At 66.6% G+C, this 20,510-nt stretch carries 22 protein-coding genes and 1 riboswitch; of the genes, 11 read left to right on the top strand and 11 right to left on the bottom strand.

Annotated features, from left to right (window positions below):
• Positions 1–26: 26 nt before the first annotated feature.
• The 3 genes from ACIA8C_RS02160 to ACIA8C_RS02150 all read right to left on the bottom strand — a co-directional run bounded on the left by ACIA8C_RS02160 (position 27) and on the right by ACIA8C_RS02150 (position 3,159).
• On the bottom strand, positions 27–1,445 hold the full coding sequence (locus ACIA8C_RS02160) for an amidase family protein (protein ID WP_397130405.1): 1,419 nt from the start codon (positions 1,443–1,445) through the stop codon (positions 27–29).
• Between the two features lie 157 nt (positions 1,446–1,602).
• Entirely contained in the window at positions 1,603–2,076 is a 474-nt protein-coding gene (locus ACIA8C_RS02155; protein WP_397130404.1) for a DUF2871 domain-containing protein, read from the bottom strand.
• Between the two features lie 156 nt (positions 2,077–2,232).
• A complete protein-coding gene (locus tag ACIA8C_RS02150) occupies positions 2,233–3,159 on the bottom strand; it encodes an MBL fold metallo-hydrolase (RefSeq protein ID WP_397130403.1) in 927 nt (308 codons plus the stop codon).
• Positions 3,160–3,293: 134 nt separating this feature from the next.
• Here ACIA8C_RS02150 and ACIA8C_RS02145 point away from each other — a divergent pair, with 134 nt between their 5' ends.
• Entirely contained in the window at positions 3,294–4,238 is a 945-nt protein-coding gene (locus ACIA8C_RS02145; RefSeq protein WP_397130738.1) for a LysR family transcriptional regulator, read from the top strand.
• Here the strand turns inward: ACIA8C_RS02145 and ACIA8C_RS02140 are convergent.
• Complete coding sequence (locus ACIA8C_RS02140; RefSeq protein ID WP_397130402.1) at positions 4,190–5,092, bottom strand: serine hydrolase; 903 nt, start codon at positions 5,090–5,092, stop codon at positions 4,190–4,192. The two genes, ACIA8C_RS02145 and ACIA8C_RS02140, sit on opposite strands and share 49 nt — an antisense overlap.
• Before the next feature lie 90 nt (positions 5,093–5,182).
• On the opposite strand from ACIA8C_RS02140, the gene ACIA8C_RS02135 reads away from it, so the two are divergent.
• The gene (locus tag ACIA8C_RS02135; RefSeq protein WP_397130401.1) at positions 5,183–5,746 is read left to right on the top strand and encodes a GyrI-like domain-containing protein; all 564 of its coding nucleotides are present in this window, start codon (positions 5,183–5,185) and stop codon (positions 5,744–5,746) included.
• A gap of 278 nt (positions 5,747–6,024) precedes the next feature.
• Complete coding sequence (locus ACIA8C_RS02130) at positions 6,025–6,210, top strand: hypothetical protein (RefSeq protein ID WP_396994153.1); 186 nt, start codon at positions 6,025–6,027, stop codon at positions 6,208–6,210.
• Positions 6,211–6,216: 6 nt separating this feature from the next.
• On the opposite strand, the gene ACIA8C_RS02125 is transcribed toward ACIA8C_RS02130, so the two are convergent.
• Positions 6,217–6,795, bottom strand: coding sequence for a TIGR03086 family metal-binding protein (locus tag ACIA8C_RS02125; protein ID WP_397130400.1), 579 nt, complete (start codon positions 6,793–6,795; stop codon positions 6,217–6,219).
• A gap of 447 nt (positions 6,796–7,242) precedes the next feature.
• Here ACIA8C_RS02125 and ACIA8C_RS02120 point away from each other — a divergent pair, with 447 nt between their 5' ends.
• Positions 7,243–7,635, top strand: a complete 393-nt coding sequence (locus ACIA8C_RS02120; RefSeq protein WP_397130399.1) for a VOC family protein — start codon at positions 7,243–7,245, stop codon at positions 7,633–7,635.
• A gap of 10 nt (positions 7,636–7,645) precedes the next feature.
• On the opposite strand, the gene ACIA8C_RS02115 is transcribed toward ACIA8C_RS02120, so the two are convergent.
• The gene (locus ACIA8C_RS02115) at positions 7,646–7,915 is read right to left on the bottom strand and encodes a hypothetical protein (protein WP_396994155.1); all 270 of its coding nucleotides are present in this window, start codon (positions 7,913–7,915) and stop codon (positions 7,646–7,648) included.
• Positions 7,915–8,781, bottom strand: a complete 867-nt coding sequence (mca, locus tag ACIA8C_RS02110; protein WP_397130737.1) for a mycothiol conjugate amidase Mca — start codon at positions 8,779–8,781, stop codon at positions 7,915–7,917. The genes ACIA8C_RS02115 and mca overlap by 1 nt, the downstream gene beginning before the upstream one ends.
• A gap of 119 nt (positions 8,782–8,900) precedes the next feature.
• On the opposite strand from mca, the gene ACIA8C_RS02105 reads away from it, so the two are divergent.
• Positions 8,901–9,350, top strand: a complete 450-nt coding sequence (locus tag ACIA8C_RS02105) for a DUF4307 domain-containing protein (protein WP_397130398.1) — start codon at positions 8,901–8,903, stop codon at positions 9,348–9,350.
• 300 nt (positions 9,351–9,650) lie between these two features.
• Positions 9,651–10,145 (top strand): transcription elongation factor GreA, encoded by a 495-nt coding sequence (greA, locus tag ACIA8C_RS02100; RefSeq protein ID WP_040738717.1) that lies wholly within the window; start codon positions 9,651–9,653, stop codon positions 10,143–10,145.
• Between the two features lie 106 nt (positions 10,146–10,251).
• Here greA and ACIA8C_RS02095 read toward each other — a convergent pair whose 3' ends face one another.
• On the bottom strand, positions 10,252–11,394 hold the full coding sequence (locus ACIA8C_RS02095; protein WP_397130397.1) for a cystathionine gamma-synthase: 1,143 nt from the start codon (positions 11,392–11,394) through the stop codon (positions 10,252–10,254).
• Between the two features lie 184 nt (positions 11,395–11,578).
• Between ACIA8C_RS02095 and ACIA8C_RS02090 the strand changes: the two genes are divergently transcribed.
• On the top strand, positions 11,579–12,754 hold the full coding sequence (locus tag ACIA8C_RS02090) for an acyl-CoA dehydrogenase family protein (protein WP_397130396.1): 1,176 nt from the start codon (positions 11,579–11,581) through the stop codon (positions 12,752–12,754).
• A gap of 211 nt (positions 12,755–12,965) precedes the next feature.
• On the top strand, positions 12,966–13,334 hold the full coding sequence (locus ACIA8C_RS02085; RefSeq protein WP_397130395.1) for a DUF6401 family natural product biosynthesis protein: 369 nt from the start codon (positions 12,966–12,968) through the stop codon (positions 13,332–13,334).
• A gap of 61 nt (positions 13,335–13,395) precedes the next feature.
• Here the strand turns inward: ACIA8C_RS02085 and ACIA8C_RS02080 are convergent, their stop codons facing one another.
• The gene (locus ACIA8C_RS02080; protein WP_397130394.1) at positions 13,396–14,268 is read right to left on the bottom strand and encodes a hypothetical protein; all 873 of its coding nucleotides are present in this window, start codon (positions 14,266–14,268) and stop codon (positions 13,396–13,398) included.
• 404 nt (positions 14,269–14,672) lie between these two features.
• Between ACIA8C_RS02080 and ACIA8C_RS02075 the strand changes: the two genes are divergently transcribed.
• Complete coding sequence (locus ACIA8C_RS02075) at positions 14,673–15,131, top strand: DUF4254 domain-containing protein (protein WP_397130393.1); 459 nt, start codon at positions 14,673–14,675, stop codon at positions 15,129–15,131.
• Between the two features lie 90 nt (positions 15,132–15,221).
• Here ACIA8C_RS02075 and ACIA8C_RS02070 read toward each other — a convergent pair whose 3' ends face one another.
• Positions 15,222–16,355, bottom strand: a complete 1,134-nt coding sequence (locus ACIA8C_RS02070) for an AbrB family transcriptional regulator (protein WP_396994162.1) — start codon at positions 16,353–16,355, stop codon at positions 15,222–15,224.
• Positions 16,356–16,599: 244 nt separating this feature from the next.
• A riboswitch (TPP riboswitch) is annotated at positions 16,600–16,715 on the top strand.
• Here ACIA8C_RS02070 and ACIA8C_RS02065 point away from each other — a divergent pair.
• On the top strand, positions 16,712–18,100 hold the full coding sequence (locus ACIA8C_RS02065; RefSeq protein WP_397130392.1) for a purine-cytosine permease family protein: 1,389 nt from the start codon (positions 16,712–16,714) through the stop codon (positions 18,098–18,100). Its footprint overlaps the riboswitch before it by 4 nt.
• 19 nt (positions 18,101–18,119) lie before the next feature.
• Positions 18,120–18,926, top strand: a complete 807-nt coding sequence (locus tag ACIA8C_RS02060; protein ID WP_397130391.1) for a DUF72 domain-containing protein — start codon at positions 18,120–18,122, stop codon at positions 18,924–18,926.
• 137 nt (positions 18,927–19,063) lie between these two features.
• Here ACIA8C_RS02060 and ACIA8C_RS02055 read toward each other — a convergent pair whose 3' ends face one another.
• Positions 19,064–20,455, bottom strand: a complete 1,392-nt coding sequence (locus ACIA8C_RS02055) for a cystathionine beta-synthase (RefSeq protein WP_396994165.1) — start codon at positions 20,453–20,455, stop codon at positions 19,064–19,066.
• Positions 20,456–20,510 lie beyond the last annotated feature (55 nt).

Here is a 20,510-nt window from a genome sequence, read left to right as displayed (position 1 = left end):
CCTGGTGCGCTAGTGGTGGGTGACCGTCACCGTCTCGGATCCACCGGCGTCTCGATCCGGAAGGCGTGCTCGAGCACCGTGGCCGCCGCGAGGCCGCGGCGCTCGGCGAACGGTGCGGTGATCAGTTGAACGCCTAGCGGCAGCCCCTCGGCCGTCTGTCCGGCCGGCAGCGTAACCGCGGGCAGCGCAAGGTAGTTGGCCGCGATGGTGAGTCGTTGCGCCGAATACATCGTGGCCACGTTCGCGGCCCCGCCGATGTCGTATCCCACCGGCCATGGCGGCGCGGACGACACGGGTCCGAGGACGATCGGATATTCGGTCAGGAATTGGGACCAGGCCGCGCGCACGGTGAGGCGATCGCCAAGCGCTCCCATATATCCCGCCAAATCCAAGGGCGGAAATAGATCTAATGCGGCGTCGATGAACGCGTTCAATCCGGCACTACCTACTGTGCGCATCAATTCCAGCCGCTGCACCACCACCTCGGTCGACACCAACCGGCCGTAGGCGGTGGCGACGTCCGCCAGTTGTGGCGGCGCGAGCTCGGTGACCGGATAACCGGCCCGGTCGAGCGCGTCCGCGGCCGACCGCACCGCGTCGCGCACCTGCGGGGCGACCCGGTCGGCACCGCCGTCGAAGGTCACCGCGACTGCCGGTAGCGCTCCGGTCGGCGCAACATCCGGGTCCCGCACCGGAACCCAGGCGGGATCACGCGGATCGCCGCCGATGACGGCATCGAAAACCAGCGCGAGATCACCCACCGATCGCGCCACCGGTCCTGGCGCGGCGAACATTTGGAGGGTGGGCGACGGCGGTGGGCCCGGCAGGCTCGAGGCCACCGCGACCCGGCCCGGTGTCGTGCGCAACGAGGTGACACCGCAGAACGCGGCGGGCACGCGCAGCGATCCGCCGAAGTCGGTACCGAGTCCGAGCGGGGTCATACCGGTGGCGACGGCGACCGCGTCGCCGCCACTGGAACCGCCGGGGCTGCGCGAGGCGTCCCAGGGATTGAACGTCGGGCCCGCGACGTCATTGTCGGTGTGCCATCGGGTGGCGAAGTCCGGCATGTTAGTTCGGCCGATCGGAATCGCGCCCGCCCGGCGCAATGCGGCAACGATCGGCGCGTCGACGGGTGCGACGGCGTCGGCGAACGCGGTAACTCCCCAGGTCGTTGGGCTGCCTGCCACATCGAGGTTGTTCTTTACGGTGAACGGAACGCCGTGTAGCGAGCCTCTATGACCCGTGTGCCGGTCGGCGGCTTCGGCTGCGGCCAGCGCGGTTTCGGTGTGCACTGAAGTCATGGCGCCGACCACCGGATCGACTTCCGTGATGCGGTCGAGGTGCGCCACGAGCACCTGCGTGGCCGTAATCTCTTGCGCGGCGATCATGGCCGCAAGTGATGTCGCATCCAGTCGCCAGAGGTCGGTGCGGTGTCCGGTGGTCATAGGATCTCCTGATATTCCGGGGAGTTGGCGGTCGATACGCGGCGCGATTAGGCGTTCGGCGAACCAGCCTGGGCAGCAAGCAATTTGGCGATAGCGTCGAGAAATTCGGCTGGCCCGGTGAGCTCTGGGGTCGCGGCGGCAGTGGTAACCCGTCCGGTCACACCGGCCGAAGTTCGGCCCCACGCTCCGCAGTCGCTGCCACATCTGTCGAAATCGGCTGTTTCGCAGTAAGTTCCGAAATACGTCGGCCGAGGTTGACGAAGAACAGGATCAGGCCGACCGTCAGTACGATGTGCCCGATCCCCGCGGTTCCGGAGACGGCCGCGCTGGTGCGCACGCCAAGCACAGTTTGGCAGCCGTGCACGGTCATGATGGCGACGGTGAGCACGACGCCTGCGTTGTAGGTCCAGAAGGACCAGGTGAAGAGCTTGCTCGACGATAACGCGAACAGCTTCTCCAGCACCAGCAGAATCAGGTGGAACAACATGCCGAGCGCAAGCAGGTGCGTGTGCACGGCCGCCAGCTGGGTGTCACCCGTGAAGTCGTTCAGCTTGGTGAATTCGCGATAGAACAACCCGCTGATCACCCCGATGATCATGTAAGCGTGTGCGGCGTAATAGATCTTCTGCACAGGGGCTCCTCGAGTCAGGCGGTGATCAGCTACCTGGCGCTGAACGTCGCTGGTGGCGAGAAGAAACGTATGCCCGGGCCGCCCCGTGGCGGTATGAGGCGATCTCCTCTACTTTGCCGATGTGGCCGCCGACTCGGATGGCGACAATTGGCAGGCTCAGGGGGTGAAGGTCTTCAAGTGGTCGACCGTGACGAACTCGCTGGTGGGACTGGCTTGCGCGACCGCCTTGCGCAGCGATTCGAGACCACCCCAGTCGCGCGCGGGCTCGGCGAGTGGATAGTCGAAATCGTCCCAGTGCGTGGGAATTACGTAGCGCGGATTGCCAGTCGCGCGCAGCAATCGTGCGACGTAGTCGTAGATCTTGCCGCCGCCCGCGGGCAACAGCAGCACGTCCGGACGCAGACCCGCCAGCTCGGACTCGATGTAGTTCGAGCCGCCGAAGTTCAGCACGCTCACCCCGCCGCCGCTCACCTCGTAGGCCAGCGTGCCACCCTCGACCAGATGGCGAATCACTTTGGGCTCCGGTAACTTTCCCGCACCGAGACCCGGCCGGGTGCCGGCGAAAGCCACCTCGGCTCTGGCACCGGAGGCCGAATGCAACGAGCGCAGCGCGCGAATGGTGTAGCCGTCGAAGCGAAGGTGCTCGCCGCCGGTGGTGATCGAGAGCTGGTCTTCCGGTGCGCCGAGCGCGGCCATCAGGTTGAGATGGGTCTCGGTGCCCAGCACCGTGGCGCCGGTCTTCTTCGCCAGGTAGGGCACGTCGGTGAGATGGTCGTAGTGACCGTGGGTGACCAGGATGTGGTCGGCGCGCAGTTCACCCCTGTCCACATAGTGGTCGATGAGTGCCGTGTCGACGGTGATCGGGGTGTTCGGGTCGGCGCCCGCATCGGTATAGGTGCCGGTATGGAACCTGGTCAGCCACGGGTCGATCAGCACCGTTTTGCCGCCGGGCAGCCGGATCTCCCAGCCGTTGTTACCCCACCAGCGCAGCGTGACCCCGCCCGGAGCCCGGGTCGGGCTGCCGACCGCCGGGCTAGCGGATTCTGTTCCGCCACATGCCGCTACGCCTGCGAGCACGGCCACGCCCGCGGTGACACCTAAGAATTTCCGACGACCTAAACCTGTCATGCAGGCACCACAACACAGGGGCGATCCCGCTGTCCAAGACCGGCGCGGCCGTCCGGCGATATCGAAACAGATATCGTCGCAGCGTGGACATGCTGCGTCAGCTGCGGTACTTCGTTGCCGTCGCCGAAGAACTGCATTTCGGCCGGGCCGCCGAGCGCCTCGGTATCGCCCAGCCGCCGTTGAGTCAACGCATCCGCAAGCTCGAACACGACCTCGGTGCCCGGCTGTTCGATCGGAACAGCCGCCGGGTCGAGCTCACCGAGGCCGGCCAGATCCTGCTCGCGGAGTCCCGCGAGCTACTCGCCCGCTGGGAGCGCACGACCTCGCTGGTCGGCAAGGCGCATCGCGGCGAGATGGACGCGTTGCGGGTCGGTGTACCGCCGGAACTGGCGGGGCGGCTGCTCGCCGCGATCCTCACCGCGTTCGAAAGCCGTGACGTACGAGTGGATCTGCAGGAGCTGACCACCGCCGAGCAGGTCCGCCTGCTCGCCGACCGGCAGCTCGACGCGGGCCTGCTGCAGCATCCGGTCGACGTGGTCGGCCTCGAGCTCGGCCCAGCCGTGGACACGCCCGTCGGCGTGGTGCTGCCGCGCGATTCACCACTGGCCGTGCGTTCTTCGCTCACCCTCGCCGATCTGGCCGGACTCGGGTTGGTGATCTTCCCGCGGGCGGCCGCGCCGGGACTCTACGACGCGACGCTGCGCACCTGCTGGGAGCACGGCTTCAAACCCGCGCGGGTGCAGCATGCCCGCAATCCCGAATTCGTGCTCGGCATGGTGCTTTCCGGCCGCGGCGTCGCCTTCGATCAGGGCATGGTGGCACAGAAGGAACCGAGGGTCGTCTGGCGGCCGCTACCCGAGGGCACGCTGAGCTGGCGGCTCTCGCTGGCCTGGCCCGCGACCGCGCCGCACCCGCTGGTACCCGAACTCGCCGAGCTGATCGTGCGAGTTGTGCAGGGCGACGGCGCCTCTCGCCCCGCCGCGGTTCAGTCCGCGCCGCAGCGACCGTGGCATGTGGTGTACGGCAGGCCGTGAGAGATCCGGCCGATCGCGTGCGCGGCGACGGCGCCGATCGCACGATCCACCTCGGGCAACCGTTGGGCAAGGGTGCTCACCCTGGTGAAAACCGATACGGCATAACGGGTTCCGTCCGGGTACTCCAGCACGCCGATCTCATTGCGTATCCCGGGCAACGTGCCGGTCTTGGCCCACACCTGCACCTCCGGCGGAAACGCACCGGCGAGCCGATGCCAATTCACCTGCTGGCGCATGAGATCCCGGACCCACCGGCACGCCTCGGCGGGACCGGCGCGATCCTGACCGATCAGCGTGAGCAGGCGGGTCATCTCCCGCGGCGTGCTCGCGGTGGTCCGGTGCGGATCCAGGGCACGAGTGCCGAGGACCTCGTCGGCCGTGAGCGCCGGGAACCTCTCGGCGAACTCCGCGGCGTCGGGCGCGCCGATGTCGTCGGCCATGCTCTGCACGATGTTTCGCGGTGCGCCGACGATACGGGTCGACTCGAGGCCGAGTTCGCGCACCAGCGACCGCACATTGTCGAGGCCGACCCGGTCGAACAGCAGGTCCGCGGCGGTGTTGTCGCTCAACGTGAGGGCGAAGAACGCGGCGTCACGCAGGCTCAGGTCGACATCGTCATGACAACCCGCCGTGCCGACCCCGCCGAGGCGATCCGCGCCGCCCGCGCGCACCCGGTCGGTCGGATCAAGCTGACCCGCCGCCACCTGACGGGCGAACTCCAGCACCAGCGGCACCTTCACCACCGAGGCGAGCACCACTGGCTCGTCGGCACCCGACCCGGCCTCCGCACCGCAGTCGAAACACTGGGCATGCACCCAGCCGCGCACCCCGGCATTCCGAAAGAACTCCTGCACGACTCCCCAACCTGCCACACCGCTTGACTCTCCCGGCGCTGGAGCGTTCAGGCTGGCCTTCCATCCGACAAGGCGAACTGGAGAACAGGGATGAAGCTCGACCTGGCCAAAACCGACAAGCACTACTACCACGCACCCACCGAACCGACGCTGCGCACCTTCGGCAGCTACGGGTACGTGACGGTCACCGGTTCAGGAGCTCCGGAAGGCCCGGAATACACCACGGCCGTCGAGACGCTGTATCGAACCGCGTACGGCGCCAAGAAGATCGCCAAGGCCGCCGGGCACGATTTCGTCGTGCCGAAACTGGAGGGGCTGTGGTGGGTGGAGTCCGACGAACCTCCGCTCACGGTGCCGCGCGAGGAGTGGCATTGGAAGCTGATGATCCGCATGCCGGAGATCGTCACCGCGGCCTCCGTGCACGGGGCGACCTTCGAGCGGCTCACCGAAGGCGACGCGGTCCAGGCGCTGCACGTCGGTCCGTACGCCACGGAACCGGAGACGCTGGCCAGAATGGACGCGTTCATGACCGCCGGTGGGCTCGCGATGAACGGTCGCCATCACGAGATCTATCTCTCCGACCCGCGCAGGGTTCCCGCCGCGCAGGCCAAGACCATCCTGCGCCACCCGGTCCGCCGCGTCACCGAAAAATAAGATGCGCCGGTCGAATTCGACCGGATACAGTTCGCAACGCGCCCGGTGCGCGGACAACGGTCGATTCGACCGAATCGGCGGATCAGGTAGCTCGACCGGTAGAGCTACCTGTCGTCGGCTCGAATATGGGTGAGTCGGCGGTGGCATACCGCGAACTCCGGTGCGCATGAATACGCACCCACAATGCGGCGTACGTTTCCCTCGTGTGCCCGAAATACCGTGGGTGCCTGGGAAATCGGATGGATAAACCTGCAGCTGAACGAAAGGGCTGAATTGCCATGCGCAAATTCACCAGCAAACGCCGGAATGCGGACGCCGCGCAAGATATCACCGCGGCGACGTCGTCGGCGCATGCCGAGCAGCACGCATTACATCGCAACCACGGTGGCCGACTCGGCTACCAGCAGATCGCGGACAGGGAGCTGTTGCTGCTCGCAGCCTCGTCCGTGGTGCGGATCCGTTAACCCGCGCTACGGCGTGCGCGCGAGCACTTCCCGGCCGAAATAGCCGAGCAGCCGGCGATGAGCGGGCGCCCCCTCTTCGACAGCGACTTCCGCGTCGAAGACGCCGGGCCCACGGAACTTATCGATGCCACCCCTGGCCTGCATGGTGGCGAGAAGTTCGCCACACAGCTCATCGTCGGCCAGCTCGGGCCTGCCGACGGCGACCGCGAGGTCGACGCCGTGCACAACCAGTTCGGTGAGGTGCACAAGAGCCGCCATCGGCGCGGGCAGCGCGCCGAACGACACGTGCACGGTGTTGTCCAGCGCGTCGGGGCGATGCCAGGCGGCCCGATCCACCTCCGCCGCCGCCGCGTACGCGCCCTGCGGATCGCCGCCGAGCCAATCGGATTCGTGATCGGCGCCGGAATCCGTGCCGCTCAGCGCGGCCGCGAAGAAGTGCATGTTGCCCACCATGTGGTTGAGCACGGCACGCACATCCCACTCCCGGCATGGCGTCGGCGCCGTCATGGAGCTCTCGTCCAAGGCGGCGACGATCACGCTCGTCGCATCGAGTGCACGGTCGATCTGTCCGATCACGTTCTCCATGAGCTTCCTTCGGTCGAGCGGTCTGGCTGAATTGGTAACACAGGCGGGCGACATATGGCGGTCGTTACGAAAGCTGGTCGCGGCGAATTAGGTTGCCAGCAGTGTGCTTCTCGGTGGCCGTCGGATTAAGCGGATGCGCGAGCCGAATGCATGCTCGCTACAGTGTGCAATGCGCTCGGTGCGCACGCAACGGTCGCACCAGAACGTTTGAAAACCGTTGCGTTAGCGACGTTGTGACCGTAGAGCGCGCTATGCAGTGGTGTGAAGCTGACAACCACTTCCGATTAAGCTGGACCCGTAGCGCTATCTTTATCCACTTCAGGCAGCGTTCAAACCTGTTACCCTCGATTGAAATTCACACCGCCTGCCCGCGCCATCGTTGCCGGTTCAACCAGCCGATTTTCGCCGCGTCCGCGGGCAATGGCCGTCGCCTATCATGTCGTGACCATGCGAATCGACCTTTGCACCATCGTTGTCGAGGACTACGACCCCGCGATCGCCTTCTTCACCGGGCCGCTCGGATTCGACTTGATCGAGGACTACCCCGCACAGACGAACGACGGGCGACCGAAGCGCTGGGTCGTCGTTCGCCCACCCGGCGCCCAGACGGGCCTGCTGCTCGCCCGGGCGGACGGCGCGGAGCAGGCCGAGGCGATCGGCGACCAAACAGCGGGCCGAGTCGGATTCTTCCTCCGCGTAGACGATTTCGACGCCGCGTTCCATCGAATGGTGTCGTACGGCGTCGAATTCATCACCGCGCCAAGGCAAGAGCCCTATGGACGGGTAGCGGTATTCCGCGATATCGCGGGCAATCGCTGGGATCTGCTCGGTCCAGCCTGAACTGCGGAAGTCAGGTCTTTTCGGCCCGGCTGTCCGGCTCGGCCTCGTCGGGCCGGGTGGTGATGCCGCGCTCGGTCCCCTCGTCGGCCTCCTGGTCCGGTTCCGGATGTTCCGGCTCGAAGGTCGCGGGCAGCTTCTTGAGGTGCTTGTTCATCGAACGCACCAGCAGCACCGTGCCCGCCAGCAGGATCAAGATGATGACCAGGCCGAGCGGGGACGCCTTGCCGAACTCCGGCCCCGTCGGGGTGCCGCCGGGGGCTTGCGCGAGCAGAACCAGCATCACCGCTGCTCGTCTTCGATGCCGGCGAACAGGTCGGTCTCCGGCAGCGCCGTCTTGACCCTGGTCTTGGCCAGCTCGAACTCCTCGGTCGGCCAGAGCCGCTGCTGCAGCTCCAGCGGAATGGCGAAGAACGCGCCGTTCGGGTCGATCTGGGTCGCGTGCGCGCGCAGGGCGTCGTCACGCTGCGGGAAGTACTTGGCGCAGTCGATCTGCGTGGTGACCCTGGAGAACACGTCGCCGCGCTCCGGGACGTACTTGCGCATCCGGTCCAGCCACTCCTGCAGCGGGAACGGCTCACCCATCCGCTCGTATTCCTCGGCGAAGATCTCCATCCGCCGGGCCGTGAAACCGTGGTCGTAGTACAACTTCAGCGGCGTCCACGGCTCGCCCGCGTCGGGGAACCGTTCGGGATCGCCCGCCGCCTCGTACGCGGCGACCGATACCTCGTGGCAGCGAATGTGATCGGGGTGCGGATAGCCGCCGAGCTCGTCGTAGGTCGTCATCACGTGCGGCTTGAACTCGCGGACCACCCGGACGAGCGCCTCGGTGGCCTCCTCCAGCGGTATCACCGCGAAGCTGCCCTCGGGCAGCGGCGGCAGCGGATCACCCTCCGGCAGACCGGAATCGACGAATCCGAGCCAGTGCTGGCGCACGCCGAGCGCGCGCGCCGCGGCGGCCATCTCCTCGCGGCGGACCTCGTTGATCCGGTCCAGGACACCGGGGGTGTCCATCGCGGGGTTCAGGATGCTGCCACGTTCGCCACCGGTCAGCGTCACGACGAGGACATCGTGTCCTTCGTCGGCGTACCGGGCGGTCGTCGCGGCACCCTTGCTCGATTCGTCGTCGGGGTGGGCATGCACCGCCATGAGGCGAAGGCCACTCACGTCTCGTTCACCATCGCTCTCGCTCGCGGGTGTCGGGTCTTCGTTCCCTATAGTTCCATTCGACCGACTTTTGTTCCGACGTACCCCCCGGGAGCGACCTTGTGACCGATCGAAGCGACGCCTCGGGTCCGGCGACGAGCAGTAGGCCGACCGACCGGTATGGAACCAAGCCGCCGGTCGACCGCCGCTGGCTGCCGATGGTCCTCGGCGTGGTCGTGGTGTTGCTCGGCTGCGGCGTCGCCTTCCTCGGCTACCAGAAGTACGGGCCGAAGGACATCGAGTCCGAGCAGCTCGGCTACACCGTCGTCGACGACGCGACCATGACCATCCGGATCAAGGTCACTCGCAAGGACCCTGGACAAGCTGCGGTATGTTTCGTCCGCGCAATGGCGCGCGACAGCGTCGAGGTCGGCCGCCGCGAGGTGCTGATCGAGCCCTCTACCAGCGGCACGATCGAGCAGACCACCACGGTCAAGACCTCGTCTCGACCAGCGTCGAGCAGTATCTACGGCTGCAGCGGGCAGGTTCCCAGCTATCTCCGAGCAGGGTGATATGCCTCTTTTGCCGTACCATTTCTCCTCGAAATTAACCCCGACCTGCACGTTTGTGATTCATGCTAAAATGGCCTGATACACGGTTCCGGGGTTCGGAGCCGTGTTTGCTGCATTGGCGGCCAGCGCTATCTGTTCCGGATTATGAGCTTTGCCCGGAACCAGGGTCTGTCGGGGTTCGATGAACTTCCCAGGATCGCTCTAGCCGTCGACTGGTGCGTGCCCGCCCCACGGGTGGGTACTGCGGCAGTTATCAGGGAATCCCGGCCTGCCGGGAACAACTACTAGGGAGTGATCGAGATGACTGAGACGCAAGTGACTTGGCTGACCCCGGAGTCGCACGACAGGCTCAAGGGCGAACTCGACGCGCTCATTGCCAATCGTCCCGTTATCGCTGCCGAGATCAACGAACGCCGTGAAGAGGGCGACCTCAAGGAGAACGGCGGATACCACGCCGCGCGCGAGGAGCAGGGCCAGCAGGAGGCGCGCATCCGCCAGCTCCAGGAACTGCTCAACAACGCCAAGGTCGGTGTCGCGCCGACCAAGTCCGGCGTCGCACTCCCCGGCTCGGTCGTCAAGGTCTACTACGACGGCGACGAGTCCGACACCGAGACCTTCCTCATCGCCACCCGCGAAGAGGGCCTGAACGACTCCAAGCTGGAGACCTACTCGCCCGCGTCCCCGCTCGGCGGCGCGCTCATCGACGCCAAGGTCGGCGACACCCGCGAGTACACGCTGCCCAACGGCAAGACGATGAAGGTCACCCTGGTCAGCGCGGAGCCGTACCACAGCTGATACTTGCGGCCGCGGTCTCCCGCGACCCGGCCGATATGTTCCCCTGAGACACGAACGGCCGCACCCGAATCCGAGGTGCGGCCGTTTCGTCATCTGTGCGCGGTTCCTAGCCGAGCGCCTGCTCGATATCGGCGAGCAGATCCGCGGCGTCCTCGATACCGACCGAGAGCCGCACCAGATCCGCGGGGACCTCGAGCACGGAGCCCTCGGTGGACGCGTGCGTCATCGCGGCCGGATGCTCGATCAGCGATTCCACCCCGCCCAGCGACTCGGCGAGGGTGAAAACCTTGGTGCGCGAGCAGAAGTCGCGGGCCGCGTCCGGACCGCCGTGCAGCCGCACCGAGATCATCCCGCCGAACCGGCGCATCTGCTTGGCGGCGACCGCGTGGCCGGGATGCTCCGGCAGGCCGGGATAGATCACCTGGGAGATGGCCGGATGCCTGGTGAGGAACTCGGCCAGGGTCTCCGCGTTGTCGCAGTGCCGATCCATCCGCACGGCAAGGGTTTTGGTGCCGCGCATGGTGAGGAACGCGTCGAACGGGCCGGGCACCGCGCCCGCGCCGTTCTGCAGGAAGGCGAACGCCGCGTCGAGCTCGGGATCGTTGGTGATCAGCGCGCCGCCGACCACATCGGAGTGCCCGCCGAGGTATTTGGTGGTCGAATGCGTGACGATGTCCGCGCCGAGCAGCAGCGGCTGCTGCAGGTACGGGGTGGCGAAGGTGTTGTCCACCACCAGCTTCGCGCCCGCGCCGTGCGCGATATCGGCGAGCGCCGGAATGTCGCCGATGCTCAGCAGCGGGTTGGTTGGGGTCTCCACCCACACCAGCTTGGTGTTCGGCCGGATCGCCGCGCGCATCTCGTCCACGTCGAATACGTGGGCGGGCGAGTGCTCGATGCCCCACTGGCTGAACACCTTGTCGATCAGGCGGAAGGTGCCGCCGTACGCGTCGTCCGGGATGACGATGTGGTCGCCGGGACGCAGCACCGCGCGAATGGCACAGTCGGTGGCCGCCATGCCCGACGCGAACGCCCGGCCGTAGCTGCCGGATTCGAGCGCGGCGAGGTTCGCTTCCAGCGCGGACCTGGTCGGATTGCCGGTGCGGGCGTACTCGAAACCGCCACGCAGACCGCCGACGCCGTCCTGGGCGAACGTCGAACTCGCGTAGATGGGCACGTTGACCGCGCCGGTCTGCGGGTCGGGATCGAATCCCGCGTGGACGGCACGTGTCGAGAACCCCAGATCGCTCATGGCCCCAGCCTAATCAGGGGCGATCCCCGGGCAACCCCCCGGTAGTACCAGATGGAGACGCTGCGGACGATCCCGCCCCCGTTCCGACGTAGTTACGCAGCTAGGGCGGGTAGACCGGAAATATTATGACGAGCACCTCCGAAGACCCCGATATCACCGGCGCCCTCCCAATTACGCTTAGCGCATGGTGACTGTGGAAGAACTGTTCGCGATCGACTCCCTGCTGTCCGACGATGAGCGCGAGATCCGCGATGCCGTCGCGACCTTCGCGAATCAACGCTTGCGACCGCACATCGCGGACTGGTTCGAGGAGGGCACCTTCCCGGCACGCGAACTCGCGCCGCAGCTCGGCGAGGTCGGGCTGCTCGGCATGCATCTCGATGGCTACGGCTGCGCCGGCATGTCGGCGACGATGTACGGCCTGGCCTGCCAGGAACTGGAGGCCGTCGATTCCGGCGTGCGCAGCATGGTGTCGGTGCAGGGATCGCTGGCGATGACCGCGATCCACAAGTACGGCTCGGAGGAGCAGAAGCAGCAGTGGCTGCCGGAGATGGCGGCGGGCCGCGCGCTCGGCTGCTTCGGTCTCACCGAACCCGATTTCGGCTCCAACCCCGGCGGCATGCGGACCAGGGCCAAGCGGGACGGCACCGACTGGGTGCTCAACGGCTCGAAGATGTGGATCACCAACGGTTCGGTGGCCGACATCGCGGTGGTCTGGGCGCAGACCGAGGACGAGGGCAGGCAGGTGATTCGCGGCTTCCTGGTGCCCGCCGGGACGCCGGGGTTCAGCGCGCGCGAGATGCATCGCAAGCTGTCGCTGCGCGCCTCGGTGACCGCCGAACTGGACTTCGACGACGTCCGGCTGCCCGCCGATGCCGTGCTGCCGGAGTCGCGCGGGCTCGCGTCGCCGCTGGCCTGTCTGAGCGAGGCCCGGTTCGGCATCATCTTCGGCGCGCTCGGCGCGGCCCGCGACTGCCTGGCCTCGACCATCGAATACGCGCGCACCCGCGAGGTGTTCGACAAGCCGCTGGCCGGATATCAGCTGACCCAGGCGAAGCTGGCGGACATGGCGCTGGAGTTCGGCAAGGGCCAGCTGCTCGCGCTGCACCTCGGCCGGCTGAAGGACCGTGGCGTGGTGACGCCCGAACAGGTGAGCGCGGGCAAGTTGAACAGCACCAGGGAGGCCATCGCGATCGCCCGCGAGTGCCGCACCATCCTCGGCGCCAACGGCATCACGCTGGACTATCCGGTGCTGCGCCATGCGAACAACCTGGAGTCGGTGCTCACCTACGAGGGCACGGCGGAGGTGCATCAGCTGGTGCTCGGCCGCGCGCTGACCGACGCCAACGCGTTCAGGTAACAGCGAGCCTGCTAGGCGAATCGGTTCGCTTGCCGTCGAAAGTCGAGCGGTAATAAATACCGAGCGGTCGCATTTATCGGCCCAGTTGGCGAACTGGTTCTCTAGCAATGATTTTCGTGCGGAGTGTTTGCTGGACCGTACTTTTCCGGCGAATCAGACTGGGTCAAGCGTCACAGTTCTATAAAGACTCGCCGATTGCTAGCATAGGAACATGTTTCTGCTCGGCCCCGCGTTGCTCGAAGTGTCGGCGCGCAAGATATTGACCCGCCTGCACAAGACGCACGGGGTACCGGCGCTCGCCGCGGCGGCGGAACTGCCCGCGCTGTCGGCGGCGCTGGATCAGCACGCGGCCGCCGTGCGCGACATCCTCGAGCTCGGCGTCGAAGGTGCCGCGCGGGTGCCGATCAGCGTGCTGCTCGCGGGTTACGCGCGCGGCCTCCTCGATCACGTGCGCGAGGCCGCGGCCGACCACGGCATGACCAGTGCGGCGCCGGACGATCTCGGCAGCTGGGCGAACGCCGACTGGCTCCAGCTGCGCCTGGCGAGTGTGTGCCTGCACCCGTCGCAGCAGCTCGCCTGAGCCCATGACACGACGCGTCCGCCGCGGGCCATAGCCCACGGCGGACGCGTTTGTTCGTTGCCTAGCGCCGCTCGCCCGGGTCGCGGTAGCCCATGTACTCACCGGACTGCTCGTACGAGCCGCCACCCTGCATCGCGCCCTGATCCCACTGCTGCGCGTGCTGGCCCTGGCCACGCGAGGCCTGCTGATCCATCCACAGCTGCTCACGCGAGGCGTCTTCGCGGCCGCGCGAGTACGCCTCCGCGTGCCCCTTGACCGCGGGCATCTCCTCTTCCAGCCCGCTTAGCCAGTTCTCCCAGCGCTGCTGCATCGGCCGGACCATGCCGCCGCCGACGCCGACCACCAGGATGCCGCCGATGGTGGCGAGCACGGTGATCAGGATCGGCATGGTGACCGACATGGCCACCCCGATCTGGTTCAGCGCGGCGACGATGCCGACGCCCCAGATGAACACCGCGGCGATCCGGCCGATCATCGCGCCGTAGGACAGGCCGCCGAGCATGTTGCCGACCAGGTCACGCACCGCGGAGGCGATCGCGCCCGCGATCACCACGATGATGATCGCGACCGCTGCCTTCGGCAGCCAGGAGACGATGCCGTCGAGCAGATCGCTCACCGGGTTCGGGCCGAAGACGCCGAAGCCGAGCTGCAAAGCGATCAACAGGATCGCGTAGTAGGCAAGCTTCGCAAGCAGGTCGGAGGCGTCGTACCGGCTGCGCGACATCATCTGCTTGAGGCCGCCCCGCTCGACGAGGCGGTCGAAGCCGAGCCGGTCGAGCACCTTGTCCACGATCGTCGAAACGACCTTCGCGACGATCCAGCCGATGAGCAGGATGACGATGAATCCGGCGAGCTTGGGCACGAACGTGGCCACCGAACTCCACGCGTCCGAGAACCCCTTCTGGAAATCGATAGCCAAACTGGAGGTGTACATGCCCATCCCTTCGCTATCCGATTAAGCCAGGGCGGTTTGCCGAGGCTGCTTCAACGCCGGTTATACCCCGGCCGCATAACTCGAACCTTCCGTTTGCAGATAATTTGCCACATTGCGGCTTTCGGCGCGACCGCTCGCCCGATCCGTTACCTGAGGCCGTACTCTCGACTCCGGCCATCGCCGACTGGTCGGTCTTCCTCACCACCCGTCCCACCGCGATGAGGAGAAGATTGTTACGACCTGTCATCGCTGTGCCATCTCGATGTCACCGACACGCCGAGGTACGCGGCGCACCCTTAGTTCGGATTCGGCATCAGGGCAATGCCTCCCGCCTGACGTCACCCGGAGGTGCACGATGAAGACCTTGTCAGCCGAAACGAGTCACCGGCCGCTGGGAGCCCGCGATGTTCGTTCGTGATCGCGCGCTGCCCGCCACCGGAGATACCGCCCGGTCGCTGCCGGATCAACGCGAGCTGGTCGCCGCTTTCGGCAGCCCCGAGGGCGACCCGAGCGCCGAGCATCCCCTGATCGGCTGGGCCCGCAGACTGGCCACCTTGCATCGGCAGCGCCACGGCAATCCGCTCGCGGCCGCCGGAATCGATTGCCGCCGCGCGGAATTGGTCGCCGCCATCGATACCTGGGTGGCCACCCAGCTGCCCCGCCGCAGCTGCACCGATCACCTACGCACCGGCTCCCTCGGTGCCACCATCGATCGCATGGCCGCGGCCCACGCGCATGCCAGCCACCTGCTGCATACCGCTGAGAAAGTGTCCGACGTTCGGGTGCACGCGGCGTGGTATCGGCTCGCTTCGTTGGCGGATGAGTGGACGGATCTGATTGTGGGCGCGGTTCGAAAGGCTTAGTTGTGCGGTGGTGTCGGTCTGCACGAACAATCTTCGCGTCGAACGGGGAGAAAGCCCGGCAACCGGCCGATAGTGTCCGCGCAGACCGGGTCAGACCGCTAGCTCGGGTTCTCGCATCGACAATTGCCGCGCCGAGAACCACCGCATCCCCTTGGCCAGCAACGGCAGCATCAGCACCATCAGCAGCAGGCGCATGCTCTGCACGCAGGTGATCAGCGGCAGGTTGGCGTCCATCGACTCGGCGGTGGCCAGCACGGCGTTGATACCGCCCGGCGTGGTGGCCAGGTAGATGTCGGACAGCTCGAGGTCGACGAAGGTGGCGACCGCGAAGGCCAGGCCCGCGACGATGGCGGACAGCGCGACGATGGTGACCGTCATGCCGGGGATCATCCGGGCCATCTCGCGGACGACGGTCCTGGTGAAGCGGGTGCCGACCTCGAAGCCGATGAGCACGAACAGCAGGTCCTTGAACAGGTTCGTCGGCGCGTACCCGTGGCTGACGCCGAGGGCGGTGAGCACCGCGGTCATCAGCATCGGCCCGATCAGCGCCGGACTCGGCAGGCCGAGCCGCTTGCCGAGCTTGGTGCCGACGACGCAGAGCATGATCGCGATGGACAAACCGGCGACCTGGTCGCCGCGTCCGACGATCATCCAGAACGGCAGATCAGGATTGGTGACCGAGGCGCCGAGCGTGGCGTGTCCGCTGCTCAGGCTGTCGCCGCTGTTGTTCAGTAGCGCGCCGAGGGCGGGTGCGCTCACGGCGACCAGCGCGACCCGCAGGTACTGCATGAACGCCACCTGGCGTGGATCGGCGTCCATATCGTCGGCCACCGCCACCACCGCCGCGGAACCGCCCGCCAGCAGGCCGAGCGTCGCGGTCGGCAACTCGACGTGCGCGAAGCGGGCGAACACCACCGCGACCACCAAGCTGATCAACAGCGTCGCCACCGTCACCGCGAGCACCGGGATCAACGCCAATCCGATACTCGACAGCAGCGAGATTTCCAGATAGCTGCCCATCAGCACACCGAGCATGGACTGCACGCCGCACGACAGCTGCCGGGGCATCGGCGCGGGCAACTTCCCGGCCAACGCGAGGGCGCCGCCGACGACGATCGCGAGAATCATCTGCGGCGCGGGAAAATTCACCCGATCGAGCAACTCGGCCCCGGCAAGCACCGAGGTAAGCAGAGCTACCCAACCGATCACTTGCCTCCGAGTCATACTTCGTAATCCTGGTCCTAGACAGTGAACAGACCGTTACAACTCCGTTATCGCGGTTAACGACCGGTGTGATTCCGGCCGCAGCGCACCAATCCCCAGTTCAGAACGGACATTTCCTAAGCCCTGTGTTGGTCCGTACTTTGCCCGAGCTCCACGATACCGATTCGAGCGAACTCGCAGCTCACAGCTGCTCTCGTGCGGATCGCACAGACTGCTACACGGCCACGTGTACTATTCGCCCGAACCACCCCACCGCGGGAGCTCGGGCAAGGCCGGGCTGAGAGGGCGGACCCCAGCGCTTCGCCGACCGCATGAACCTGTCCGGGTAATGCCGGCGTAGGAAGAGCGTTTCGGTCATGTCTTCACCGACCCTGCACAACTCCGATCGGCACGAGGCTCCCTTCACCCTCGACGAACCCGCCCCGAAGGTGCTGTCTTTCTGGGATCAGAGCGCATTCTGGGCAAATCTGGGCGTCAGCCTCATCGCCTTCTCCGGCGCGTATACCGTGCTCGCGCCGAATTCCGATGGTGCACCGCAGATCTCCATTTCCGCGGGCATCCTCGCGATGATCGTCGGGACGGTCGTCGGCGGGCTGATGCTCGGCTTGGCCGCCGTGCCAGGCGCGAAGACCGGCAAACCGGCGATGGTCCTGTTGCGCGGCCTGTTCGGCGCGAAACTCAGTTATCTGCCAACCGTTTTGAACATCGCTCAGCTGATCGGCTGGGGCACCTTCGAATTGATCGTCATCGGCGACGCGGCCGACGAGCTGTTCGGTGGCGGCCCGCACTGGCTCTACGTGGTGGCCGCAGGCGTGCTCACCACGGTCCTGACGATCTGGCCGCTCGGCTCGGTGCGGATGCTGCGCCGGTTCGTCACGGTCGGCGTGGTGATCGCGCTGATCTGGTTCTACATCCAGTTCTTCCGGACCGGCCTGCCCGATCTGTCGGCCAATCCCGGCCCGCACGGCAGCGGCCCGTTCGGCGCGGACTGGAACCTCTTCTGGATCGCCACCGACGCGGCGCTCGCGGTGTCGATCTCCTGGGTGCCGGTCGCGGCCGACTACACCCGGCATTCGCGCAGCACCGGCACGGCGTTCGGCGCGGCGAGCGGGGCCTACGCGATCACCCAGATCGTGGCCTACACGCTCGGCCTGTTCGCGCTGGCCCGCGCCACCGGCGACGGCCAGTACTCGCCGTTCCTGCAGGTCAGCCTCGGCGGACTGTTCTTCTTCGTCTTCGTGTTGCGCGAGGCCGACCAGTCCTTCGCCAATGTGTACTCCACCGCCGTCTCGATCCAGAACCTCGCGCCGCGCATCGACCGGCGGATCCTGTCGATCGGCCTCGGCCTGCTGATCACGCTGCTGGCGCTGCGGCTGAACATGGCCAACTACTTCGGCTTCCTCGGCCTGATCGGTTCGGTGTTCGTGCCGCTGCTCGGCGTGCTCGTCGCCGACTTCTTCCTGCGTGCGAAGGGCGAGTGGAACACCTCCGACGACGCCCCGCCGCGCTGGGGCATGATCATCGCCTGGCTGGCCGGGCTCACGGTTTATCAACTCATCAATCCGGGCGATGCCGGCGTGTGGACCGACTTCTGGGTGAACGCGCAGGAGAAGCTGCACTTCACCAAGCAGGCGTGGATGAGTGCGTCACTGCTGTCGTTCCTCGCCGCGTTGGTGGTCGCGTGGGCGGTCGGACGGGTCGCGACACTGCGACAAGATCGGGTAGCGAGCGGCGCATCCGGCTAGCTGCTGCCACGATGGAGGGATGGGCGAGGTCCGGATCGGCACGTCAGGGTGGGTGTATCCGCCCTGGCGCGGGGTCTTCTATCCCAAGGGCGTGACGCAGAAGCGCGAGCTCGCGTACCTGTCGCAGCAGCTGAACAGCGTCGAGATCAACGGCTCGTTCTACGCGCTGCAGCGCCCGTCGAGCTATCAGAACTGGGCGAGTCAGACGCCGGACGATTTCGTGTTCGCGGTGAAGGGCAGCCGATTCATCACGCACATGAAGCGGTTGCGCGATGGCGACGAACTGCTGGCGAACTTCCTCGCCTCTGGACTGCTCGCCCTCGGCCGCAAACTCGGCCCGATCCTCTGGCAGCTGCCGCCGAACTTCCAGTTCGATCCGCAGGTGCTTGCGACCTTCTTCGGGCACCTCCCCCGCACCACCACGCAGGCCGTGGAAATAGCGAAACGGCATGACCATCGGGTGGATCCGGCCTACACGACCACCGACGCCGACCGTCCGCTGCGGCACGCATTGGAGATCCGGCACCCCAGCTTCGTCACACCCGAATTCACCGACTTGCTGACCAAGCACGAGATCGCGCTCGTAATCGCCGACGCCGCAGGCAAATTCCCGTTGATCGAGGAGGTCACCGCGGACTTCGTCTACATCCGGCTGCATGGGCATGACGAGTTGTACGTCAGCGGCTACACCGACGAGGGCCTCGACATGTGGGCCGAGAAAATCCGCACCTGGTCCACCGACCACGACGTCTACTGCTACTTCGACAACGACGCCAAGGTCATGGCCCCACGCGACGCCCGATCACTGCGTGCCCGTCTCGAATAGCCGGGGTCCACTCGGACCCCGACCGACATTCCTCGACAACAGATCTCGTGCGCACCTGGGTGCCACTGCCTCGCCGCCGGCCCGCCGACGGCCACGCACCTAGATCTGGCCTGAATTCGCGGAGAGGCGGCTGAGCGTCAGTGCCCGAACGTCCCTACGCTCAGGAAGCCGAGCAGATCGTGGCGGGTGATGACGCCGACCGGCTTGCCCTCCTCGACGACCATCAGCGCGTCGGTGTCCGAGAGCGCCTTGGTCGCGGCGGAGATCGGTTCGCCCGCGCCGATCAGCGGGAACGAGGGGCTCATGTGCTTGCCGACCGAATCGGTCAGGTGCGCACGCCCTTCGAACACCGCCGAGAGCAGGTCGCGCTCCGAGACGCTGCCCGCGACCTCGCCTGCCATCACCGGCGGCTCCGCGCCGACCACCGGCATCTGCGAAACCCCGTACTCGCGCAGGATTTCGATGGCGTCGCGCAGCGTCTCCGACGGGTGGGTGTGCACCAGGTCGGGCAGCTCGCCGGACTTGCCGCGCAACACATCACCGACCAACGGTTCCACGGTGCTGCCGTCGAGGCGTTCGCGCAGGAAGCCGTAGGAGCTCATCCACTGGTCGTTGAAGATCTTCGACAGGTAGCCGCGGCCGCCGTCCGGCAGCAGCACCACCACAACGGCGTCCGGTTCCCGCTTGGCGATCTCGATGGCCGCGACCACCGCCATGCCGCAGGAGCCGCCGACCAGCAGGCCCTCCTCGCGAGCCAGCCGCCTGGTCATGTCGAAGGAGTCCGCGTCGGAGACCGCGATGATCTCGTCCGGGATCGCCGGGTCGTAGGCGGACGGCCAGAAATCTTCGCCGACGCCCTCGACCAGGTACGGCCGTCCGGTGCCGCCGGAGTACACCGAGCCCTCCGGGTCGGCGCCGATGATCTTGACCTTGCCGCCGGACACCTCCTTGAGGTACCGGCCGACGCCGGTGATGGTGCCGCCGGTGCCGACACCCGCGACGAAGTGGGTGACCGTGCCGTCGGTGTCGCGCCAGATCTCCGGACCGGTCGTCTCGTAGTGGCTGTCCGGACCGCCGGGGTTGGAGTACTGATCCGGCTTCCACGCGCCGTCGATCTCGCCGACCAGGCGGTTGGAGACGCTGTAGTAGCTGGCCGGATCTTCCGGCGCGACGGCGGTCGGGCACACCACAACCTCGGCGCCGTACGCGCGCAGCACGTTGCGCTTGTCCTCGCTGACCTTGTCGGGGCAGACGAAGACGCAGTGGTAACCGCGCTGCTGAGCGACCAGCGCGAGGCCGACACCGGTGTTGCCGGAGGTGGGTTCGACGATGGTGCCACCGGGCCGTAACTGCCCGGACTTCTCGGCCGCGTCGATCATCTTCACGGCGATCCGGTCCTTGGAGCTACCACCCGGATTCAGGTATTCGATCTTGGCCGCTACCAGTCCGGTATTCGGTCCTACAACAGAGTTCAACCGGACCAGCGGCGTATTGCCGATGAGGTCCACGACATGGTCGGCGATGCGCATGCGCCCCATAGTTCCAGATGAACCCGATGTGAGTTGGCGCACGCCACGCGCAAGC

The organism is Nocardia sp. NPDC051321, from assembly GCF_044455225.1.
In the GTDB taxonomy this organism is placed as follows: Bacteria; Actinomycetota; Actinomycetes; order Mycobacteriales; family Mycobacteriaceae; genus Nocardia.
Note: the sequence above shows the minus strand (reverse complement) of the source record. Positions and strands in the feature narration are given on the sequence as shown.